Source organism: Vibrio sp. 947, from assembly GCF_033339115.1.
GTDB lineage: Bacteria > Pseudomonadota > Gammaproteobacteria > Enterobacterales > Vibrionaceae > Vibrio > Vibrio alginolyticus.
Genome location: NZ_JAWOTX010000008.1, coordinates 52,970 through 70,461, shown reverse-complemented (window position 1 = coordinate 70,461; position 17,492 = coordinate 52,970). Strand labels below are relative to the sequence as shown.

The 17,492-nt window shown below is 43.1% G+C and carries 18 protein-coding genes; 6 read left to right on the top strand and 12 right to left on the bottom strand.

Annotated features, from left to right (window positions below; translation table 11 throughout):
• Positions 1–11: 11 nt before the first annotated feature.
• The 5 genes from R7Q39_RS12205 to R7Q39_RS12185 all read left to right on the top strand — a co-directional run bounded on the left by R7Q39_RS12205 (position 12) and on the right by R7Q39_RS12185 (position 4,259).
• Positions 12–449 (top strand): hypothetical protein, encoded by a 438-nt coding sequence (locus R7Q39_RS12205; RefSeq protein WP_256899415.1) that lies wholly within the window; start codon positions 12–14, stop codon positions 447–449.
• Between the two features lie 74 nt (positions 450–523).
• Positions 524–1,726, top strand: coding sequence for a hypothetical protein (locus R7Q39_RS12200; RefSeq protein WP_256899416.1), 1,203 nt, complete (start codon positions 524–526; stop codon positions 1,724–1,726).
• Between the two features lie 490 nt (positions 1,727–2,216).
• Positions 2,217–2,615, top strand: a complete 399-nt coding sequence (locus tag R7Q39_RS12195; RefSeq protein WP_256899417.1) for a hypothetical protein — start codon at positions 2,217–2,219, stop codon at positions 2,613–2,615.
• 141 nt (positions 2,616–2,756) lie between these two features.
• The gene (locus tag R7Q39_RS12190) at positions 2,757–3,338 is read left to right on the top strand and encodes a hypothetical protein (RefSeq protein WP_256899418.1); all 582 of its coding nucleotides are present in this window, start codon (positions 2,757–2,759) and stop codon (positions 3,336–3,338) included.
• Positions 3,339–3,491: 153 nt separating this feature from the next.
• Positions 3,492–4,259 (top strand): hypothetical protein, encoded by a 768-nt coding sequence (locus R7Q39_RS12185; protein ID WP_256899419.1) that lies wholly within the window; start codon positions 3,492–3,494, stop codon positions 4,257–4,259.
• Between the two features lie 173 nt (positions 4,260–4,432).
• On the opposite strand, the gene R7Q39_RS12180 is transcribed toward R7Q39_RS12185, so the two are convergent.
• The 11 genes from R7Q39_RS12180 to guaB form a co-directional block, all read right to left on the bottom strand.
• Complete coding sequence (locus R7Q39_RS12180) at positions 4,433–4,687, bottom strand: hypothetical protein (RefSeq protein WP_140371510.1); 255 nt, start codon at positions 4,685–4,687, stop codon at positions 4,433–4,435.
• 16 nt (positions 4,688–4,703) lie between these two features.
• The gene (locus R7Q39_RS12175; RefSeq protein WP_025594149.1) at positions 4,704–4,904 is read right to left on the bottom strand and encodes a hypothetical protein; all 201 of its coding nucleotides are present in this window, start codon (positions 4,902–4,904) and stop codon (positions 4,704–4,706) included.
• A gap of 52 nt (positions 4,905–4,956) precedes the next feature.
• Positions 4,957–6,246, bottom strand: a complete 1,290-nt coding sequence (gene trbL, locus R7Q39_RS12170; RefSeq protein WP_025594150.1) for a P-type conjugative transfer protein TrbL — start codon at positions 6,244–6,246, stop codon at positions 4,957–4,959.
• A gap of 2 nt (positions 6,247–6,248) precedes the next feature.
• Positions 6,249–6,446 carry a hypothetical protein gene (locus R7Q39_RS12165; protein ID WP_025594152.1) on the bottom strand — a complete coding sequence of 66 codons (198 nt, stop codon included), beginning with the start codon at positions 6,444–6,446 and terminating at the stop codon, positions 6,249–6,251.
• A gap of 2 nt (positions 6,447–6,448) precedes the next feature.
• Entirely contained in the window at positions 6,449–7,225 is a 777-nt protein-coding gene (gene trbJ, locus R7Q39_RS12160; RefSeq protein ID WP_025594154.1) for a P-type conjugative transfer protein TrbJ, read from the bottom strand.
• Between the two features lie 1,006 nt (positions 7,226–8,231).
• Positions 8,232–8,996 carry a hypothetical protein gene (locus R7Q39_RS12155; RefSeq protein ID WP_025594155.1) on the bottom strand — a complete coding sequence of 255 codons (765 nt, stop codon included), beginning with the start codon at positions 8,994–8,996 and terminating at the stop codon, positions 8,232–8,234.
• Entirely contained in the window at positions 8,983–9,834 is an 852-nt protein-coding gene (locus tag R7Q39_RS12150; protein WP_203346621.1) for a helicase RepA family protein, read from the bottom strand. The genes R7Q39_RS12155 and R7Q39_RS12150 overlap by 14 nt, the downstream gene beginning before the upstream one ends.
• A gap of 4 nt (positions 9,835–9,838) precedes the next feature.
• Complete coding sequence (locus R7Q39_RS12145) at positions 9,839–10,069, bottom strand: helix-turn-helix transcriptional regulator (RefSeq protein WP_025594422.1); 231 nt, start codon at positions 10,067–10,069, stop codon at positions 9,839–9,841.
• Between the two features lie 938 nt (positions 10,070–11,007).
• Positions 11,008–12,204 (bottom strand): tyrosine-type recombinase/integrase, encoded by a 1,197-nt coding sequence (locus R7Q39_RS12140; RefSeq protein WP_025594421.1) that lies wholly within the window; start codon positions 12,202–12,204, stop codon positions 11,008–11,010.
• 307 nt (positions 12,205–12,511) lie between these two features.
• On the bottom strand, positions 12,512–14,065 hold the full coding sequence (gene guaA / locus R7Q39_RS12135) for a glutamine-hydrolyzing GMP synthase (protein ID WP_005381685.1): 1,554 nt from the start codon (positions 14,063–14,065) through the stop codon (positions 12,512–12,514).
• 99 nt (positions 14,066–14,164) lie between these two features.
• On the bottom strand, positions 14,165–15,631 hold the full coding sequence (gene guaB, locus R7Q39_RS12130) for an IMP dehydrogenase (RefSeq protein ID WP_017633908.1): 1,467 nt from the start codon (positions 15,629–15,631) through the stop codon (positions 14,165–14,167).
• A 231-nt stretch (positions 15,632–15,862) separates the two neighbouring features.
• On the opposite strand from guaB, the gene xseA reads away from it, so the two are divergent.
• Positions 15,863–17,194 carry an exodeoxyribonuclease VII large subunit gene (gene xseA, locus R7Q39_RS12125; protein WP_017633909.1) on the top strand — a complete coding sequence of 444 codons (1,332 nt, stop codon included), beginning with the start codon at positions 15,863–15,865 and terminating at the stop codon, positions 17,192–17,194.
• A 13-nt stretch (positions 17,195–17,207) separates the two neighbouring features.
• On the opposite strand, the gene R7Q39_RS12120 is transcribed toward xseA, so the two are convergent.
• Positions 17,208–17,432 carry a zinc ribbon domain-containing protein gene (locus R7Q39_RS12120; protein WP_012842112.1) on the bottom strand — a complete coding sequence of 75 codons (225 nt, stop codon included), beginning with the start codon at positions 17,430–17,432 and terminating at the stop codon, positions 17,208–17,210.
• Positions 17,433–17,492 lie beyond the last annotated feature (60 nt).

Below are 17,492 nucleotides of genomic sequence, written 5' to 3'. Positions count from 1 at the left end.
AGGAGATAATCTTGAAAAATATCGATATGTTCAATCTGACGGTCTCCGAGATATTAGGTCAGTGCTACAAAAATTTTCCTAATGAAACGGACTTTGACTATAGACAGGTTGCTCATCAAGTATCCCAATACTATGACCAATCAGATTATCAAGAAAATTGCGTCATGCTTGAGGGTATCTGCCGAGATACCATGAGTTGGCTGTATCAGGCTGACTATCTCTGGACTAGGTTTCCTGTTCGCTCTGAACGTGCCACCATAAAGGCTACTGGAATCAGGCTTTCTCCTAAAGGCCTTGAAGCATTAAGTTCGATGCCTGATTCTTTGACACAGAAGAAGCCTGTTGGAGATATCTTGCAAGGTGGAGTAAAAGAGACGGGGAAGATGGCTGCATTGGAGGCGGTTAAATTCATTCTAAGTGAAGGTGTGAAAATATACAGCCAACCTTGACTTCTACTGACTTCGGTTAGCTTTTTGAAAGCATCCAGAAGTGTGCCAGTACGATCTTAGCTATGGAGCAGTTTGTGATAAACATAACGTTACGCCAGCAAAGCCTAGAAAATGAAATTGCTATAAGTTTAGAGAAAAAAACATATACTTCATTTGCCGACTGCCTATTGTACTCGTTTAAGAAGTGCCTTTCTAATCAAGTGAGTGGTGATAATAGGGTGATCAATAATTTGTTGGTTGATGCTGAATGCTCAATTGAAAATAAAACGTCACTTCTATATGGGCACTCTCTCGCTTCCATTGAAGACTTTGAACTTGCTTTGAATCTATCTATGACTATAAAAGTAAAGAGAAATTTTGAAGATGACGAGTTCGAATATAAACCAGTTTTTAATTGCTTTGATAAGCAAATTTTTGAACCAACTTTTTCAAAAAAGCTAAAAAAGCAAATTAACTACACCTATTCAGATCTACGTGTTCAATTGCCTCGACTAGACATCAAAAGTAAGCTTTCAATCAACTGCCTTTCTTTGCTTGAAGAAACATTGTCACCTGAAAGTTTGTACCTATGTGAGTACGACTTATTTCGTTGTGCTCACAATGAAATGACGTTTGTAAACCAAAGTGACGGTAAAAGGTATTTGTGTTCATGCACGGAAGGGTTTCATGAAGAGTTACTTTCTGACCCTAAGAAAGCTTCTAGCCATGATAGTTACAACAGTGAACGATTCATGCTTTCAGAGTTAGTAAGCTTGCCTAGATTAAAAGACATTTGTCATTTGTGCGTAATAAAAGAATACGGTGTTGAAGAAAGCATAATTCGATATGGAGAACCTTCTCCATCGTTACATTATTCCTATGAAGCGTTTGCTGAACGAAAAAAGCACGAATCTGGTTGGAGTTGGATTTGTGATAATCTTGAACAAGCACTTGGCAGACAAAAGTGGGTAAATGAGAATAAAGTTTTCCTATTCACCAAGGATTTAATGATCGAGCAACGTATTCTTCGAGAAGCCTCACCAACATGGCTTGGTAAGCAAAGGCTTGATGTATACCTACCAGAACTACGACTAGCGATAGAATACCAAGGTAAGCAGCATACTGATTCAGTTGATTTTTTTGGTGGTGAAGATGCTTACAAAAAGAACTTAGAACGTGATGCCCGCAAGGCTCGTTTATGTAAAGAGAATGGAGTAAGTTTAATATATGTCTACCACCATGAAAAAGTCACACTAAACCTTATGAAGCGCAAGCTTCAGAAATATCTGAAGAAATAGCCTTATTTAAAATGGTCTTAAGATTCCCAATAAATATGCTAGAAACATAGAGGTAGCATGACTGTAGATACCTCTATGTTGATGTATGAATGGCCACCAACTGGATAGACTTTAGTGAGGTAGATTTTGACCAAACTTAGCTTATCCGAATTGCATGCATCGGGGTACCAACCCAAAGTCGTTTTTGTCCATCAACGTGTCAGCTTGATCTTAGCTGGCACGAAAATGCCCCAGAATTGTTTATCTCAAGATTCCTGACGACTTTCTTAAGTCAGTTCTTGACCTACTTTTTGTAATGGCAGATTATGAGTCTAATTGAGCACTCAAGACTATACAGATATGTTCTGTAATTTGTGAGTGTAGGAAGAATAAGACCTATAGAACAATACATTGCTGCTATGGTATCTGTATTTTCTAAAAATATTATAAAGACAATGTCTGCTGAAAAAGCACTGTTAGCAACCTAAAGGTAACATGGAGTATATAATTCATGCAGGAAAAAGATATGTTTGTCAGTGAAAGTGAATTTAGAAAAGATATTCAAGAATTAAAAAAAGCGGTTAGTAACAAAGATATGAAGCCAATCATTCTTTTTGGCGAGAGTGGTATAGGTAAAACTCCTATTTTAAGTCATATCGGTGGTGTTCATGAGATTTATAAATATGGAACACCAATATCAAATATTAATAGCGTAGTTAAAGATATTATTATTGAATCATTAAACCGAGGGTTTCATCAGGAAGAACAAGATAGAATACTACAACATGTATTCTCAATAAATGATTTAAGTTTATTTAATGAAATTGAAAAATTAGGTATATTTCGATGTTTTAAAATACGAAGAACAAATTATTCCGTTTTGAGTAAAATACTAAACGAAGAATTATAAATATACCGTGAAAACGGTTGCTAACAAAACGTTCCAATTGACCTCCTACTGTCACGAATTTTGGTTCCCAATATTAGCGCCAGCAGTCGGCAATTGAACTACACGTTATGACTCTTTCTGGTTAGTCGTTAGGAAAATTAAATGAAAAAATATTTATTCTTTGTGGTAATAGTTGCCGCAATTAGTGGTTGCGTAAGTGTCAGTAAAGAGTATCGCTTGTCAACAAACGTACAATCTTTAGAATTCAACTCTTTATTATCAGAGTATAAGGTACGTCCTACATTTGTCTCACTTCTAGAAATGAGTGATGGCGATGAAGTACTGAACATTAAAATGGATAGCTACCTTTCTTCGAGTGACGGGATCAAACCTAGTATTTCAATAGCTCGTAAATATGTAGATGAAAATATCGCGGCTATAGATAAGTATTTAAAATGGGAAAAGATTGCTCTTAATCGGAAAGATCAATTTACAAAAGAAATTGCTGTCACGAAGTCTTGGGATAATTCGGGCGCCACTATTGAAAATAAGTACATATTCCATTCTGGAAATGAGTTTAATCATTATCTTGAGATTGTAACCTGTTCTCTAGGTATATGTAATCCGTCGAATAAGTCACCAATAATGCTCGATTCACACGGAGCAATAGCACTGGAAAAAGTGTTAAGTGATTTCGGTGCTGGTAGTGTTTCTAAAACCGACGTAGACAGTGTTTACAAGTAAGTCATAACAACACGCAGGCACCGCGAGGTTTTTCCCGTTGCGGCTTCACCTTCACTACAAAGCCGTACGTGCTACGGGTGTTAGGTTTCTGGAAGAATACATAAAATGTTTAGTCGAAATTATAGATTACTTACCCAAGAGGGACATTTGACAATGTCGAGTCTTTTGGGGGGATTAAACTCATTAAGAAACGCTAATATTGATGAAATTCATCGAGGTTTGTTTTATTCGGGTTTATTCGAGCTTGCAACAGGCTTTGAACGTTTGATGAAAATAGTGCTTATCCTTGATCACCAGCTCAAAAACGATCTCAAAAATCCAACAAATAAAGAGTTGAAAGCTTTTGGTCATGATATAAAGGATCTTTTCAAAAACTGTTCGGTACTACCTCAAGCATATGGATTACGACAAGAATTAAGTCTTAATGATAAGCAAAAAAAAATAGTCTCTACTCTTACAGAGTTTGCGAAAGGTTCGCGATACTACAACCTTGATGTGTTAACTAACCACAATAAAAATGATGATCCTATTAGTCTTTGGTTATCTGTAATTGATGACCATATTTGGAGCTTACGTAGCGATGTGCGTATAAAGCTACAAAATGATGCAATTCAAGTTATTGATCGCTCAGGTATGACTAGCCGTTGGCAGCAAAATGTAGATGGTGAGTGGATAACAATGCTCGACTTTTACTATTTGATGTCTGCTACAGAAAAGGCTAATCCTCATGTAGTGTGGTCGGTTATTGAGGTACTGCGCCCATTTTATGGATTGTTGCGACACCAATGTCATGAGTTACACGAACTATATGCGTTGCAGGGTAAGGAAAATGAAATACCTTTTATGTATGAGTTTTTCCCCTTTTTCCTAATACCAAAAAATTCCGCTTTGAGAAAGAAACAGTGGGTTTGGGGAAAATAAGCCCATACAAGATTTTAAGGTTTCAAGATATTTTTACTAACCTGATATAAGCGGTTTACCAGATTGCGCGTAACTCACTTTTGTCCAAAAACGAGTTACAGCTTCACTATAATCGGTTTGATGTATGTGAAAATACGGGCCGGTGCACCATCACTGGCCCGTGTGCTTTCTAACTACTTGCGTCGGCCAAACGGCCAGCGTCTCATGTTGTCGATTTGATCGACCGATCTATTCATGTCCTTGTAAGCACGCCCGGCTAACCGGTTTTGGAATACCTCCATTTTGTCAGCAATGACTTTCATTTTCGGGCCGTATCCGGAGCTGTGCATCCACTGTCCTAAAAAATAGAAGGCCAGCATTACAATGAACATCACGGCGAATAAACCAAATACCTCTGCAAGGTTTTGGGGGGGAAAATTAAACTCCATAATCAGTAATCCTTATCTAGTTAGGCCATACGGCCTTTTTAACAAAGTTGGCAACCTCTTCGTTACGTTCCTGCTGTTGTTCTTGGGAATACGAAACGTAGTCCTCAACGTCGAAGGCGTGCTTTTCCGGGTCACGCTCTTGCCACTCAGCGTGTGCTTGGCGTGCTTCTTCCTGATCCTCACTGGACAGGCCATCAAAGCCGCCGTTTTGATTCATCCACCCAGTTCCACCGCCTAAGCTATCGTTGTCAAATGCAGGAGAAGCGTCGTCAGTCACCCTCCTTATCATCTTCCCCGTCCCCTTTCATGTTATTTCGTACTGAACTGGCTAAACGACCTCCAGCGGTTTGGCCTATACGCTCCCCGGCCATATCGCCCATTCCTTTAATCAAATTAGCGCCAGTATCCGCTGCAACGCGGCCCGCTTTTGCAACACTATCCTTAAAGCCGCCAGAGGATTCGCCATTGCTAGAAGATTGGTCGGAAGCTTGGGAGAAAGAGCCAGCTTCGTCAGAGTCACCGCTACCGTTAAATGCACTGCTAAGGCTCGACATAACGTCAGTATTGTTCGCTACGTTCTCACCTGCTTTTGCAAATGCAGCCTGAATAGCAGACGCACCGCCAGCGGTAGCCATTGCTGCACCGGCAGCCATACCACCAGTGGCAACAGCCGAGCCGGCCATCGCCCCAGCACTTATGCTGCCAGCACCCGCCGCCGCGCTGCCTCCAGGAACTAGGCTAGCAACCACATTAGGGACAGAGTGAATAAGCATTACGAGAACCAGTGAAACGACAAAGATCACCAGCAGTTCACGCATAGGGGCATCATTGGATAGATCAGCATAAAAACCGTCCATTATCGACATAGCGATACCAATGAGCAAAGTCATTGTCATCAACTTCAAAGCGACACCCAATACGCTTTTGAAGTAGTTGATTGCTATATCTGAAGTCCAACGCGAACCACCAAACCCCAGCACGAAAACACCGGCATATATCAATATCCAAGCTGTTACCAAGGCCAACAACACATTAGCCGCCACAACCGCCATACATGCCAAAATTGCTAGCGTGATGAAGAAAAGAGACAAGTTATCTATAGGGCTTGTGATGCTGTAATACTCACCTGCTTTAACAATAATGTCGAAAGCAATGCTGATAGGCTCTGAGGGGGTTAGGTCTCTCGGAAGGCCACCGGCTTGAGCACCGATCGTTCTCAACGAGTCGATGATTGACGTCGCAAAGTCTGGGCCGTTTCTGAGTAACCAGAGGAAGAAACCAAACGTCAGGATAAAGCGCATAAACTCGGCAAAGAACTCCCTTATATCCGCTTGTTTAAGGATCAAAGTACCGCCAGTCCAAACTAGAGATATAGTACCCAGCGTCCAAAACAGCCACACGGCATGGTTTGTAATTACCGTGCTCCAAGTAGCACTAGCGGTCATGAAGCGCACGGCTACCTCATCCAAGACACCATTAGGCTCAATGGCCGCCGACGCAGTTTGCGAGGTCAGTAACACAGCTAGTAGCATCACAAGTCGAATGAATATCTTGCTCATAATTAGAACCCCTTATTCTTGGAGCGATCCGTGCGTTCGCCCATATCCCAAAGACAGTTCCCTTCTTCCCTCAGATCTTTCGTCAGGTTCGGGTTATTACAGTTGATCGTTGTAGGCTTTGGCCCTCCATCCTCACCACACCCTACCAGAACGAAAGATGCCAACACGCTGACGATAAAAACACGAATGATATTCTGCATGATTAGAACCCCCTATTTTTTGAACGGTCGGTAGGCTCTCCCATATCAAATAACCTTTCACGGGACGCTTGATATTGAGCTTCGCGGTCGGCTTCCGCCTGCATTCGAGAACCAACAGCATTCTGCTGAGCAATTAACAAACTACGGATTTGAAGGAGTTGGTTGACCTGGTTACTAGCAAGCTGGTTGGCATAGCCAATAGCAGCTAACTGACCATCTGCTCCCTGAGCTGCTGACTGTAATCGGTGCAGCTGACGAGCGTCAGCCTGCAAGTTTTTATGCTGTAGCTTCAAGCCTTCAAAGAGAGCATCGTTGGCTGTTTTCTGGGATTCGGACGCCAAGCGACGGTTTTCTTCCATCTTCGCTTGTTCTACAGGCGTACAACCTCCAGATCCATTGAAGCAAGGTGAACTGCGGTAGTAGGCCACATCCTGGAATTTGCTTAGGTAAGCATCAAGGCTACCAAGCTGGTTTTGATAATAAGCAAGCGTATTGGTGGCATGAGTTAAGTCATCAATCGTCGATTGTGCCTGGTCCCAAATATAAGCCACTGGGGCCATAGTGTTTTGCAGCTGGTTTTCATACTGCTGCAACTGAGTTTGGTACTGTTGGATCTGCTTGGCTGTTTGAGTGACAGACTCCATTGCTGACATAATATTTTGTGTCAGGTTCGTTCCATCAACAACCGGAATCCCAGCTACTACCGGTATGGGAGAGATAAATGCTAATGAAATAGCGGCCGTAGTTATTTTAGCCGCTAAAATACGTACGGTGTTCATAATTGAGTGCCCTTAGTATTGTCGTGACTAAGTTGCACCCACCAACCTGTATCGGCCCAAAATCTATAGATATGAGCCTTTACCCCTACTGAAAATCAGCGGTGAATGTGGACCTCTACAAAGATAGGTTGTCACTTTCTATCCTGGCGTCCGACCTGCGCGACACCTTAAAAACGCGCGGCCTCAGATCTTTGAAACATAGGTGTCATTCCCCTTAAAGCTGGTTAGGAGTTCCAAGGGTTAAAGTCGATAATTAGAGACCTCGTAGAGCAGGATACCGTTGAGCCCGAAGGTGCGAATAAAGGACGAGTGAAATAGGAACCATCAACTTGTTGGTGGGCCTACTTCACCTATCCTGCCCGCACTTCGGCCCTGTTTTCACCACTAAAACACCTGCATTGGTCCTTGCAATTATCTGTAATGTTCTGCTTAAACTTGTACAACAGCAACTATTCTTTAAAAACAAAGAGTTAAAGCAAAAAACGGCGTACTTATAGTCATAAGATAGCGTTTTAACTCGATTATTTTTCTCCAGTCACTACATAGAAAGCTCAAATTTCCTATCACTTTCCTTGTTTGAGCAAGTGACCGCCCCCCAAATGTCAATGAAAATTGAAATCAACAAAACCAAATCACCACACCTCCTTTAATTTCAATTAGTTAAATAAAGGCAAAAGACTGCCTACCTCCTTTCATTGACACTTTCAGCCAATCCACATGTTAAAATATTTTAAGTATTGTCTCCCTTCGGTCGGGTTGTACTCCAAGAAAGAAGAGCTCCTGAGCATCTTGCCCTTCACCTCTTGGCGTTAAACCAACGGCCTATGGCCGTTCGATAAAGCCATAGGGCTTTATCACTTTAAGGTGTAAAGCCCGTATAAAACGGGCGGTCCCACCGCCTGAATATCCTGAGATATACTGAATATCCTGACAAAAAGACAAAAAATCGGGCCTCTGTGAGTCATACACGGGCCCCTATGAGGAACTTCCGGGCCGCTATGAGGCGCTATCGGGCCGCTGCGAGTCGTTTAACCCGATTTTCACTATTTATCTCTATGCCGATGCAACGCAACTTATCTATATCTTCTTTTATCCTCGTTCGGTGATTGCTCATTGTCTTACTACTTACTTCATCACCGCTCACGGCCTTGATAAGCGTGTCTAGATGCCAACCTCCGGCAGGATCGCACTTATGTGTGAGTACAAAGCGAGCAACAGCTTGGCTAATCCCATATTGCAACCTAGCAATAAGTGTTGGCTCATAATAGAGAAACAAATCCTGCTCAAGCAGCATTACCAAAGCGACTCCTAACCGGACACGCCACAGATTCCGCTGGCCTCCAGTCAGAGGGTTATGGCGAGTCATAGAAGACGGAACAACATGATCAACTAAACCGCCAATGATACGCTCTCCCGTCAACTCCAGCTTCGGAGTAACAATTTCAACAGTAGCAGCTCGCAATTCACAAACTAGCTTTTTTAGTCGGTTATCACTGTATTGGTGCTCGGACAAAATTCGACGCAACTTTGCTGGATCAACCAACAGCTCAACACCACCGTCTGAAATATCGCGTCGACGCTCAGCCAAATACAGCATGGACTCAACAATATCCGCATGGCGCTGCCCTAATCGACCTGTAACCCGACAGCGACCAAATCGGGTTTCCATCCATTCACCCATACGCTGTACTGGCTTTCGGCTAGGCTGATAGATCATAACTCGAGCCTGCAACACCGTACTGGTAGGTGCAACCTTATTACCAGTTGTCATCACAATTCCCCACCACTGTTTTAAGCTTCATCGCTGACTGCCTTTTTCTCCGTTCCAGAACAGCAGGTTTGAGCACACCGCCGTCATGTCGTCTAAACCAACACTCAGAAAATGGGTCACCGTAATTAGCTTTGCTCACCCCAAAACGGACAAAATATTTTCTCTGGTTTCTCTCAACACCCAATTTTTCTGCTTCAGCGGGGGTCATACTTGCGAGATAGGCTTGCCAGCGGATATTGTCGACTAACACTGACGATCCTCGGCTGGCTTGCTGATGGTCGCCAGCCCCCATCATCACAGCTCCTTTGTTGGAGTGATGCAGAAACACAATGGAACAATCCGTTTCAGCGGCAATAGCCTCCATTCTCCCGATCACCTGTGCCATCGGTGCACTGGCGTTCTCTTCTTCAATATGAAAACGACGCAGAGTATCCAGAATCAAGAGCCGTTTCCCCTCAGCAACCTTTCTGATGTCTCCGAACCATGCTGAAGTCATAATGTCAGGACACCTGCCAATCAATGGTTCAATAAGCAGATTTTGGGCCACCATTTGTTTTTGTGTAGGAGAAAGGTATGTTCCCAAAACGTGTAATCTATGATGAATAGCAGTAGTCGGGTCCTCGGCAGGCAAATAGGCCACTGAGCCATTAGCCAAATCACCTATGCCCAGCAAATCCGGCCCTCCCGCTATCTGTGCTGCCAATTGAAGGGCAAGCATTGATTTACCTACGCCGCCAGGAGAAACAATGGACCCTACGGTTCCCGCTGCCATATTGGGCAGCACGTAATCAATCGGTGGAGGCAGTTCATTAAATGCAGACATAAGATCAAGTCCCATATTTTTAGCCTCCTATAAAATATCCAGGTCTCTTAGCCTGAATTCGAGATCTTCTACGTTCTTCAATCCATTTCTCAACTTCAGCTAAATCCCAGGCTACATTTCTACTTGTAAGAACAATACGGCGTGGAAATTCACCCCGTTTCTCCAAGTTATAAATAGTCCGGTCTGAGAGTGGAATCATTTCCAGAAGTGCTTTCCTATTAATTAGTGTTTTATGTGCCAGTGTTTGCATTTATTTGCCTCCTAATACCAGAAGAGACTTTAATAATAACAACAAAATTAAATTTTAAAACATAAAATAAACACCAATAAATTAAAAACAAAAATATCATTTACAATGACCACGATATATCGGAATTAAATAATCAACATATCGAAAATAAAGAAATAAATTAAGAAATAGTAATCATAAATATTTATTGAAAATGGATTTTAGCGGCTAAAATAAAACCTAAAACTATTCCATTTGAAGTTCACATCATTAACCAAATTCACACTTTAAGTTAAGATGTAACTCTTACGGAAAAGTTATCAAAAAATTTAGCGGCTAAAATTTTTATAAGGCAGCCTCAGCGGTGGTTACAAGGATGGAGTCAGTACCTTTAGAAGTAATCCAGTGATTTTAAGCTAGTACATCTCATGCCGACTCAACACACATCTCTTTACACTTGATAATTAAATGTTCGTTAAAACGGTATAGAGAAAAGTAGCTGGTTTATTCCATCGCTAGTTGCTCAACTTTGACTAACAATTAAATATACATTCAGTTATAATGATATATTAGGAATCTTAACGGCCATTTTTTAAAATCACAAAAAAATTTAATTACCCTCCTTTTAAAAGGACATAAACACACAATGTATTTGTGTCCTTTTTATCAGTAAAATATTAGGATTGTTTTTTATTTAAATAAGAAAATTCTTAGCTCGAAAAGTAAAAACTCAGAATACTTCAATAATTCATAACCTAAGAAATTTTGGTAATAATACTTAACCGTAGCTAAGAGCTTTAAACTGTTCTGCCATATAAGTTACGTTAAAAATGGTTTAATACTCAACATAACTCAAATTAGGCCCAATCAGAACTAGCGATATAAAATCCTTTTCATCCCACTACTAACATAAAATTTAAAAATTATTATCTACAAAGACGCAATAAAATAGAAAACAATTAAAAATTTTGACCGGTCCACTCATCTATCATATCAGCCCAGTCCTGTAGCATTGATGCTCTTTGTTCTCGATACTCAGCTTTGTTGTAAACGGCCCTAACCCCTTTCTGTTCGTGCGCCAGGCATTTTTCTATCCAATCAGTGTTGTATCCAGCTTCATGCAGCAGTGTACTCGCTGTTCTACGTAGGTCATGCGGCCCAAACTTACTTAGTGACTGACCTTCCTTTTGCGCGGCTTTATATGTCAAATCCATAACTCGGTTCATCGTCGCACTACTCATTGGAGCATCAGAGTCATAACGGGAAGGAAGAATGTAATCAGACCCACCGGCAAATGTCTTCAAGGCGATCAGAATATCCATCGCCTGGCGTGACAAAAATACCAGGTGCGGGTTACGTCGTTTCATTCTCTCCTTGGGGATCGTCCACAACGCTTCACTGAAGTTAATTTCATTCCAGGTTGCATTAGTTAACTCGCTTTTGCGTACCATAGTCAGCAACAGCAGCTTTACCGAAGCGCGAATCGAAGGGGTTGTACCTACCTTTTCCATGTAGTGGTACATCAAACCGATCTCAGCCGGTGTTAACGTTCGGTCTCTTGGTTCAAATCGAGCAATACTGGCGGGCCTCACCAAGTCTGCCGGGTTCTCAACTTTCTGCCCTCTCTCAATCGCCCATCGATACACCTGGAGTACAATGTCACGTGTATGTACAGCTGTTGCCGGTGCTCCACGCTCTACTATCGCGTCAGTCAATGCTCGCAGATCTTCATGAGTGATTTCTGTCAGCTTCTGATTGCCAAACTTACCCTCTAACTCTCGGGCATAGACTGAGCGACGCATATCCCGGGTAGAATCAGCCATCTGGTAGCCACGCAGCCATTTCTGAGCCCAGGCACCAAAGGTTTCAGCATCTTTGGTTCTCGCCTTAGCACGGGCTTTCTCTTTGGCCGGTGACTTTCCATCAGTAACCATTCTCTTCGCTTCATTGAGACGCTCACGCGCTTCTGCTAACGTGATGCCTCCTACTCCGTAGCGACCAAACGTAATGGTTTCTTGTCTGCCATTGATCGAGTAATTGTAGCGAAAAGAGATAGAGCCTGCGGTAGTGACAGCAACATAGAGGCCATCACGGTCATTGACTTTGTAAAGTTTATCTTTGGGTTTGAGATTGCGTAGCTTGGTATCAGTCAGCATGTTTCGACCTATTATTCTTGTTTGATACCATGCTGAAAAACCTCTAAAAAATCAGAAATTAATCTTTATAAAACAGATAGATATAAAAATTTAATACCATGCCCCATCAAAAATACTCAGCATGGTATCGGGCGTAATCCATGGCATTACCGATGAATCATACCCATCAAAATACCACGGTCAAACCGTGCTTGGCGTTGCCAGACATTGCCAAAAATGACTAAGCCAAAAACAAAAAAAGTCCGCAATTACGCGGACTTAAGTATGATTTAGTGCTTGTTAATGCCAGACCTTTCTTAAAGGAGCATTATTCCCACTCGATAGTCGCTGGTGGCTTACCTGAAATGTCGTAAACAACACGAGAAATGCCATCAACTTCGTTGATAATACGGTTAGATACCTTACCTAGGAAGTCGTATGGTAGGTGTGCCCAATGAGCAGTCATGAAGTCGATAGTTTCTACCGCACGTAGAGACACAACCCAATCGTACTTACGGCCATCGCCCATTACACCAACAGAACGTACTGGTAGGAATACCGTGAACGCTTGAGATACTTTGTTGTATAGATCAGCTGCGTGCAGTTCTTCAATAAAGATAGCATCAGCACGGCGTAGCAAGTCACAGTATTCTTTCTTGATTTCACCAAGAACACGAACACCTAGACCTGGACCTGGGAATGGGTGGCGGTAAAGCATGTTATAAGGCAGGCCTAGCTCTAGACCAATCTTACGTACTTCATCTTTGAACAGCTCACGTAGTGGCTCAACAAGACCCATTTCCATGTCATCTGGAAGACCGCCTACGTTGTGGTGCGATTTGATCACGTGCGCTTTACCAGTCTTAGATGCAGCTGACTCGATTACATCAGGGTAAATCGTACCTTGAGCTAGCCATTTCGCGTTTTTCAGCTTCTTAGACTCTTCATCGAATACATCTACGAATACGTGACCGATAGTCTTACGCTTCTCTTCTGGGTCAGACTTGCCTTCAAGTGCTTTTAGGAAGCGTTCTTCAGCGTCAACTTTGATGATGTTCAAACCAAATTGGTCGCCGAACATATCCATTACTTGTTGACCTTCGTTTAGACGAAGTAAACCGTTATCAACAAATACACACGTTAGCTTGTCGCCGATTGCACGGTGAACCAGCATCGCGACTACCGATGAATCAACACCACCAGATAGACCTAGGATAACTTCGTCGTCACCCACTTGCTCTTTAATGCGAGCAACCGCGTCTTCGATGATAGATTCCGAAGTCCATAGACGCTCACAGCCACATACGCCAAGAACAAAGTTCTCAAGCATTTGTAGGCCACCTTTTGTGTGTGTCACTTCAGGGTGGAACTGAACACCGTAGTATTTCTTCTCTTCGTTCGCCATCGCAGCGTAAGGACAAGTGTCTGTCTCACCAACTTTTACGAAATCGGCTGGGATCTCTACTACTTTGTCGCCATGGCTCATCCAAACGTCTTGAGTTGCTTCAAGGTCTTTAAATAGAGCACATTCACCAGAAACTTTAACCTGAGCGTAGCCAAACTCACGTTCGTTAGAGCCCGCTACTTTGCCTCCTAGCTGTTCCGCCATGGTTTGCATGCCGTAACATACGCCAAGCAAAGGAACACCAGAATCAAACACATATTGAGGCGCGCGTGGAGAGTTCTCTTCCGTTACGCTTTCTGGACCGCCAGATAGGATAATGCCATCTGGGTTGAATTCGCGAATATCCGCTTCTTCTACATCCCAGCTCCATAGTTCACAGTAAACGCCGATTTCACGTACGCGGCGTGCTACTAATTGAGTGTACTGAGAACCGAAGTCCAAGATCAGAATACGTTGGTCATGGATATTTTTAGTCATTTTGAGCAGTCTTTTTAAGGCTAAGTGATTAAAACCGAGGCGAGTGTACTCGCCTCTTCTTAATGCTTCAAGGAAAAAGCAAACGTTTCCGTTGGGTAATTAGTTCCCTAGACGGTAGTTCGGTGCTTCCTTAGTAATTTGAACATCGTGTACATGAGACTCTTGCATACCAGCACCAGAGATACGTACAAATTCAGCTTTCGTACGCATATCTTCGATAGTTGCAGAACCAGTTAGACCCATGCTTGAACGTAGACCACCCATTTGTTGGTGTACGATCTCTTTTAGACGGCCTTTGTATGCGATACGACCTTCGATACCTTCTGGTACTAGCTTGTCCGCTGCGTTGTCAGACTGGAAGTAACGGTCAGAAGAACCTTGAGACATAGCACCAAGAGAACCCATGCCGCGGTAAGACTTGTAAGAACGGCCATTGTATAGAATCACTTCACCCGGCGCTTCTTCAGTACCAGCAAACATAGAACCAACCATCACACATGATGCGCCAGCTACGATTGCTTTACAGATATCACCTGAGAAACGGATACCACCGTCAGCAATAACCGGAATACCATAATCATTAGCCACTTCTGCCGCATCTGCGATTGCAGTGATTTGTGGAACTCCCACACCCGTTACAATACGAGTTGTACAGATAGAACCAGGGCCGATACCAACTTTCACTGCGCTTACGCCAGCTTCGATTAGTGCTTTAGCACCAGCACCTGTTGCTACGTTACCACCGATGATGTCTAGATCTGGGTAAGCAGCGCGAGTTTCGCGGATGCGGTTTAGTACACCTTCAGAATGTCCGTGTGAAGAGTCGATAAGTAGAATGTCAACGCCTGCTTCAACTAGAGCAGCAACACGCTCTTCGTTACCCGCACCAGCACCAACTGCTGCGCCAACACGTAGGCGACCACGCTCATCTTTACATGCGTTTGGTTTACGTTCTGCTTTGTGGAAGTCTTTCGCAGTAATCATACCGGTTAGTTGGAACTCATCATTCACAACCAATACTTTCTCTACACGAGCTTCGTGCATTTTCTCTTGCACTTCTTCTCGTGTTGCACCTTCTTTAACTGCTGCCAACTTCTCTTTTGGCGTCATTACTGAAGATACTTTCTTAGAAAGGTCCGTCACAAAACGAACGTCACGACCAGTGATAATACCAACAAGCTCATTGCTCTCAGTGACAACAGGGAAACCTGCAAAACCATGCTTTTCAGTGAGTGCAACAACATCAGCGATGGTCGCGTCAGGGTTTACAGTAACCGCGTCAGTTACCATACCAGCTTCGAACTTCTTAACTTTACGAACTTCGGCTGCCTGCTGCTCAATAGACATGTTCTTGTGGATAAAGCCAATGCCACCCTCTTGCGCTAGCGCAATTGCTAGACGAGCTTCAGTAACAGTGTCCATAGACGCTGAAATCATTGGGATGTTTAGGGTGATGTTCTTAGTTAGCTGAGTGCGAAGATCAGCTGTGTTTGGGAGAACGGTGGAGTGTGCTGGCACAAGTAGTACGTCATCGAATGTCAGCGCTTCTTTGGCAATTCTTAGCATTTGCAATATCTCACAATTAGAGGAGTAAAAAGACAATCCAATCTCATCGTTTCGCATAATGAGGGTAACCAGTTTTAGGTTGTTGGCTACATTTGGATTAGATATTGCGGAGGGATTATACGGTTAACGCAATCGCTTGACCACAAATTTTTTAATTTTTTTCTTGCAATTACCCCCTTGCTATGTATTATATTGCCGCTAATTTCCATACTCACGTCTAAGAGATTAGCTGTGCTCTCCAAGACCAATCAAAACATCTTTACTGTTTCTCGTCTCAACGCAGAAGTTCGCTTACTCCTTGAAAACGAAATGGGGATCGTTTGGCTCGTCGGAGAGATATCCAACTTTTCAGCTCCTGTCTCTGGTCACTGGTACCTCACTCTTAAAGACTCTCGCGCTCAAGTTAAATGTGCCATGTTTCGTGGTAACAATCGCCGCGTTACTTTCAAGCCCGCTAACGGTAATCAAGTCCTAGTAAAAGCTCGTCTTTCTCTTTATGAGCCTCGCGGTGACTACCAATTGATCATCGAAAGCATGCAACCGGAAGGTGATGGCCGTCTTCAACAAGAGTTTGAAGAGCTGAAAATGAAGCTTGCAGCAGAAGGGTTGTTCGCGCAAATCAATAAGCAATCTTTGCCTGAGCACCCTAAACGTGTTGGCGTCATCACATCGAAAACTGGTGCCGCGCTTTACGATATCTTAGACGTATTGAAACGTCGTGATCCTTCCCTACCTGTTGTGATTTATCCGACAGTGGTACAAGGTGAGGACGCAGCCATTCAAATTGCACAAGCCATTGGTCGCGCTAACAGCCGTGATGAATGTGATGTGCTAATTGTGGGCCGAGGTGGTGGTTCATTAGAAGACTTATGGTGCTTTAACAACGAGATATTAGCTCGCACGATTGCAGCAAGCCAAATTCCTATTATTAGCGCCGTTGGACATGAAGTTGACGTGACAATAGCTGATTTTGTCGCCGACGTACGCGCGCCTACTCCATCAGCAGCCGCTGAGCTAGTAAGCCGTGATAACAGCCACAAAGATCAAGCTTTAGTTACCCGCCAGCATAAGTTAGCGAGCGCGATGCGTTACTACCTAGCACAACAAAAGCAGCAATCTGCTCAATTAGTGCACCGTCTAGAGAGACAGCACCCAAGCTATCGCTTGCAACGTCAGACGCAACAGTTAGATGAGTTGGACATGCGCTTACAGCGAGCGATGAGTCGTTTTATTGCCTTGCGTCAACAGCGAATCGAGCGTCAACATTATCGGCTGCAATTAAATTCTCCTGTAACACGCCTTGCCGAGCAGAAGTCGAAGCTAGAACGTGTTGAGCAAAAGCTCATGGATGCAATGGATCGCAAGTTACTGACTATGCGCCATCAACTCGCGATTGCTGCAGAGAAGTTAGACACCGTCAGCCCACTAGCGACATTGAAACGAGGTTACTCAATTACTCAAACTGAGCAAGGAAAAGTAATTACGCAATCTTCAGATGTAAAATCGGGAGATGTATTGATTACTCGATTAGCCGAAGGCGACGTTCGCTCTACCGTTAACTGAATACAAACTCTGGTTAACTGATTTTCTGGAACTCAAATCGGACACGTGATTTTGACTTGAGTTCATTACACACATTGCAAAAGTAACTCGCAGCACCGCATGCTTGCAGCTTCTCCAGCTCCGCCTCACAATCAGGGCAAAAACCTACTTTTTTAAAATCCGATTCACACTGTGCACAATGGTATTGTCCTGTCCATTCCAGTTCGACATTGCAAGTCGGGCAAATGTTCTGCTGCATATCCCGTTCCTCTCTCTAAACTAAGCAATTTCGAGTAACGCATGCTACTCAAAATAACGA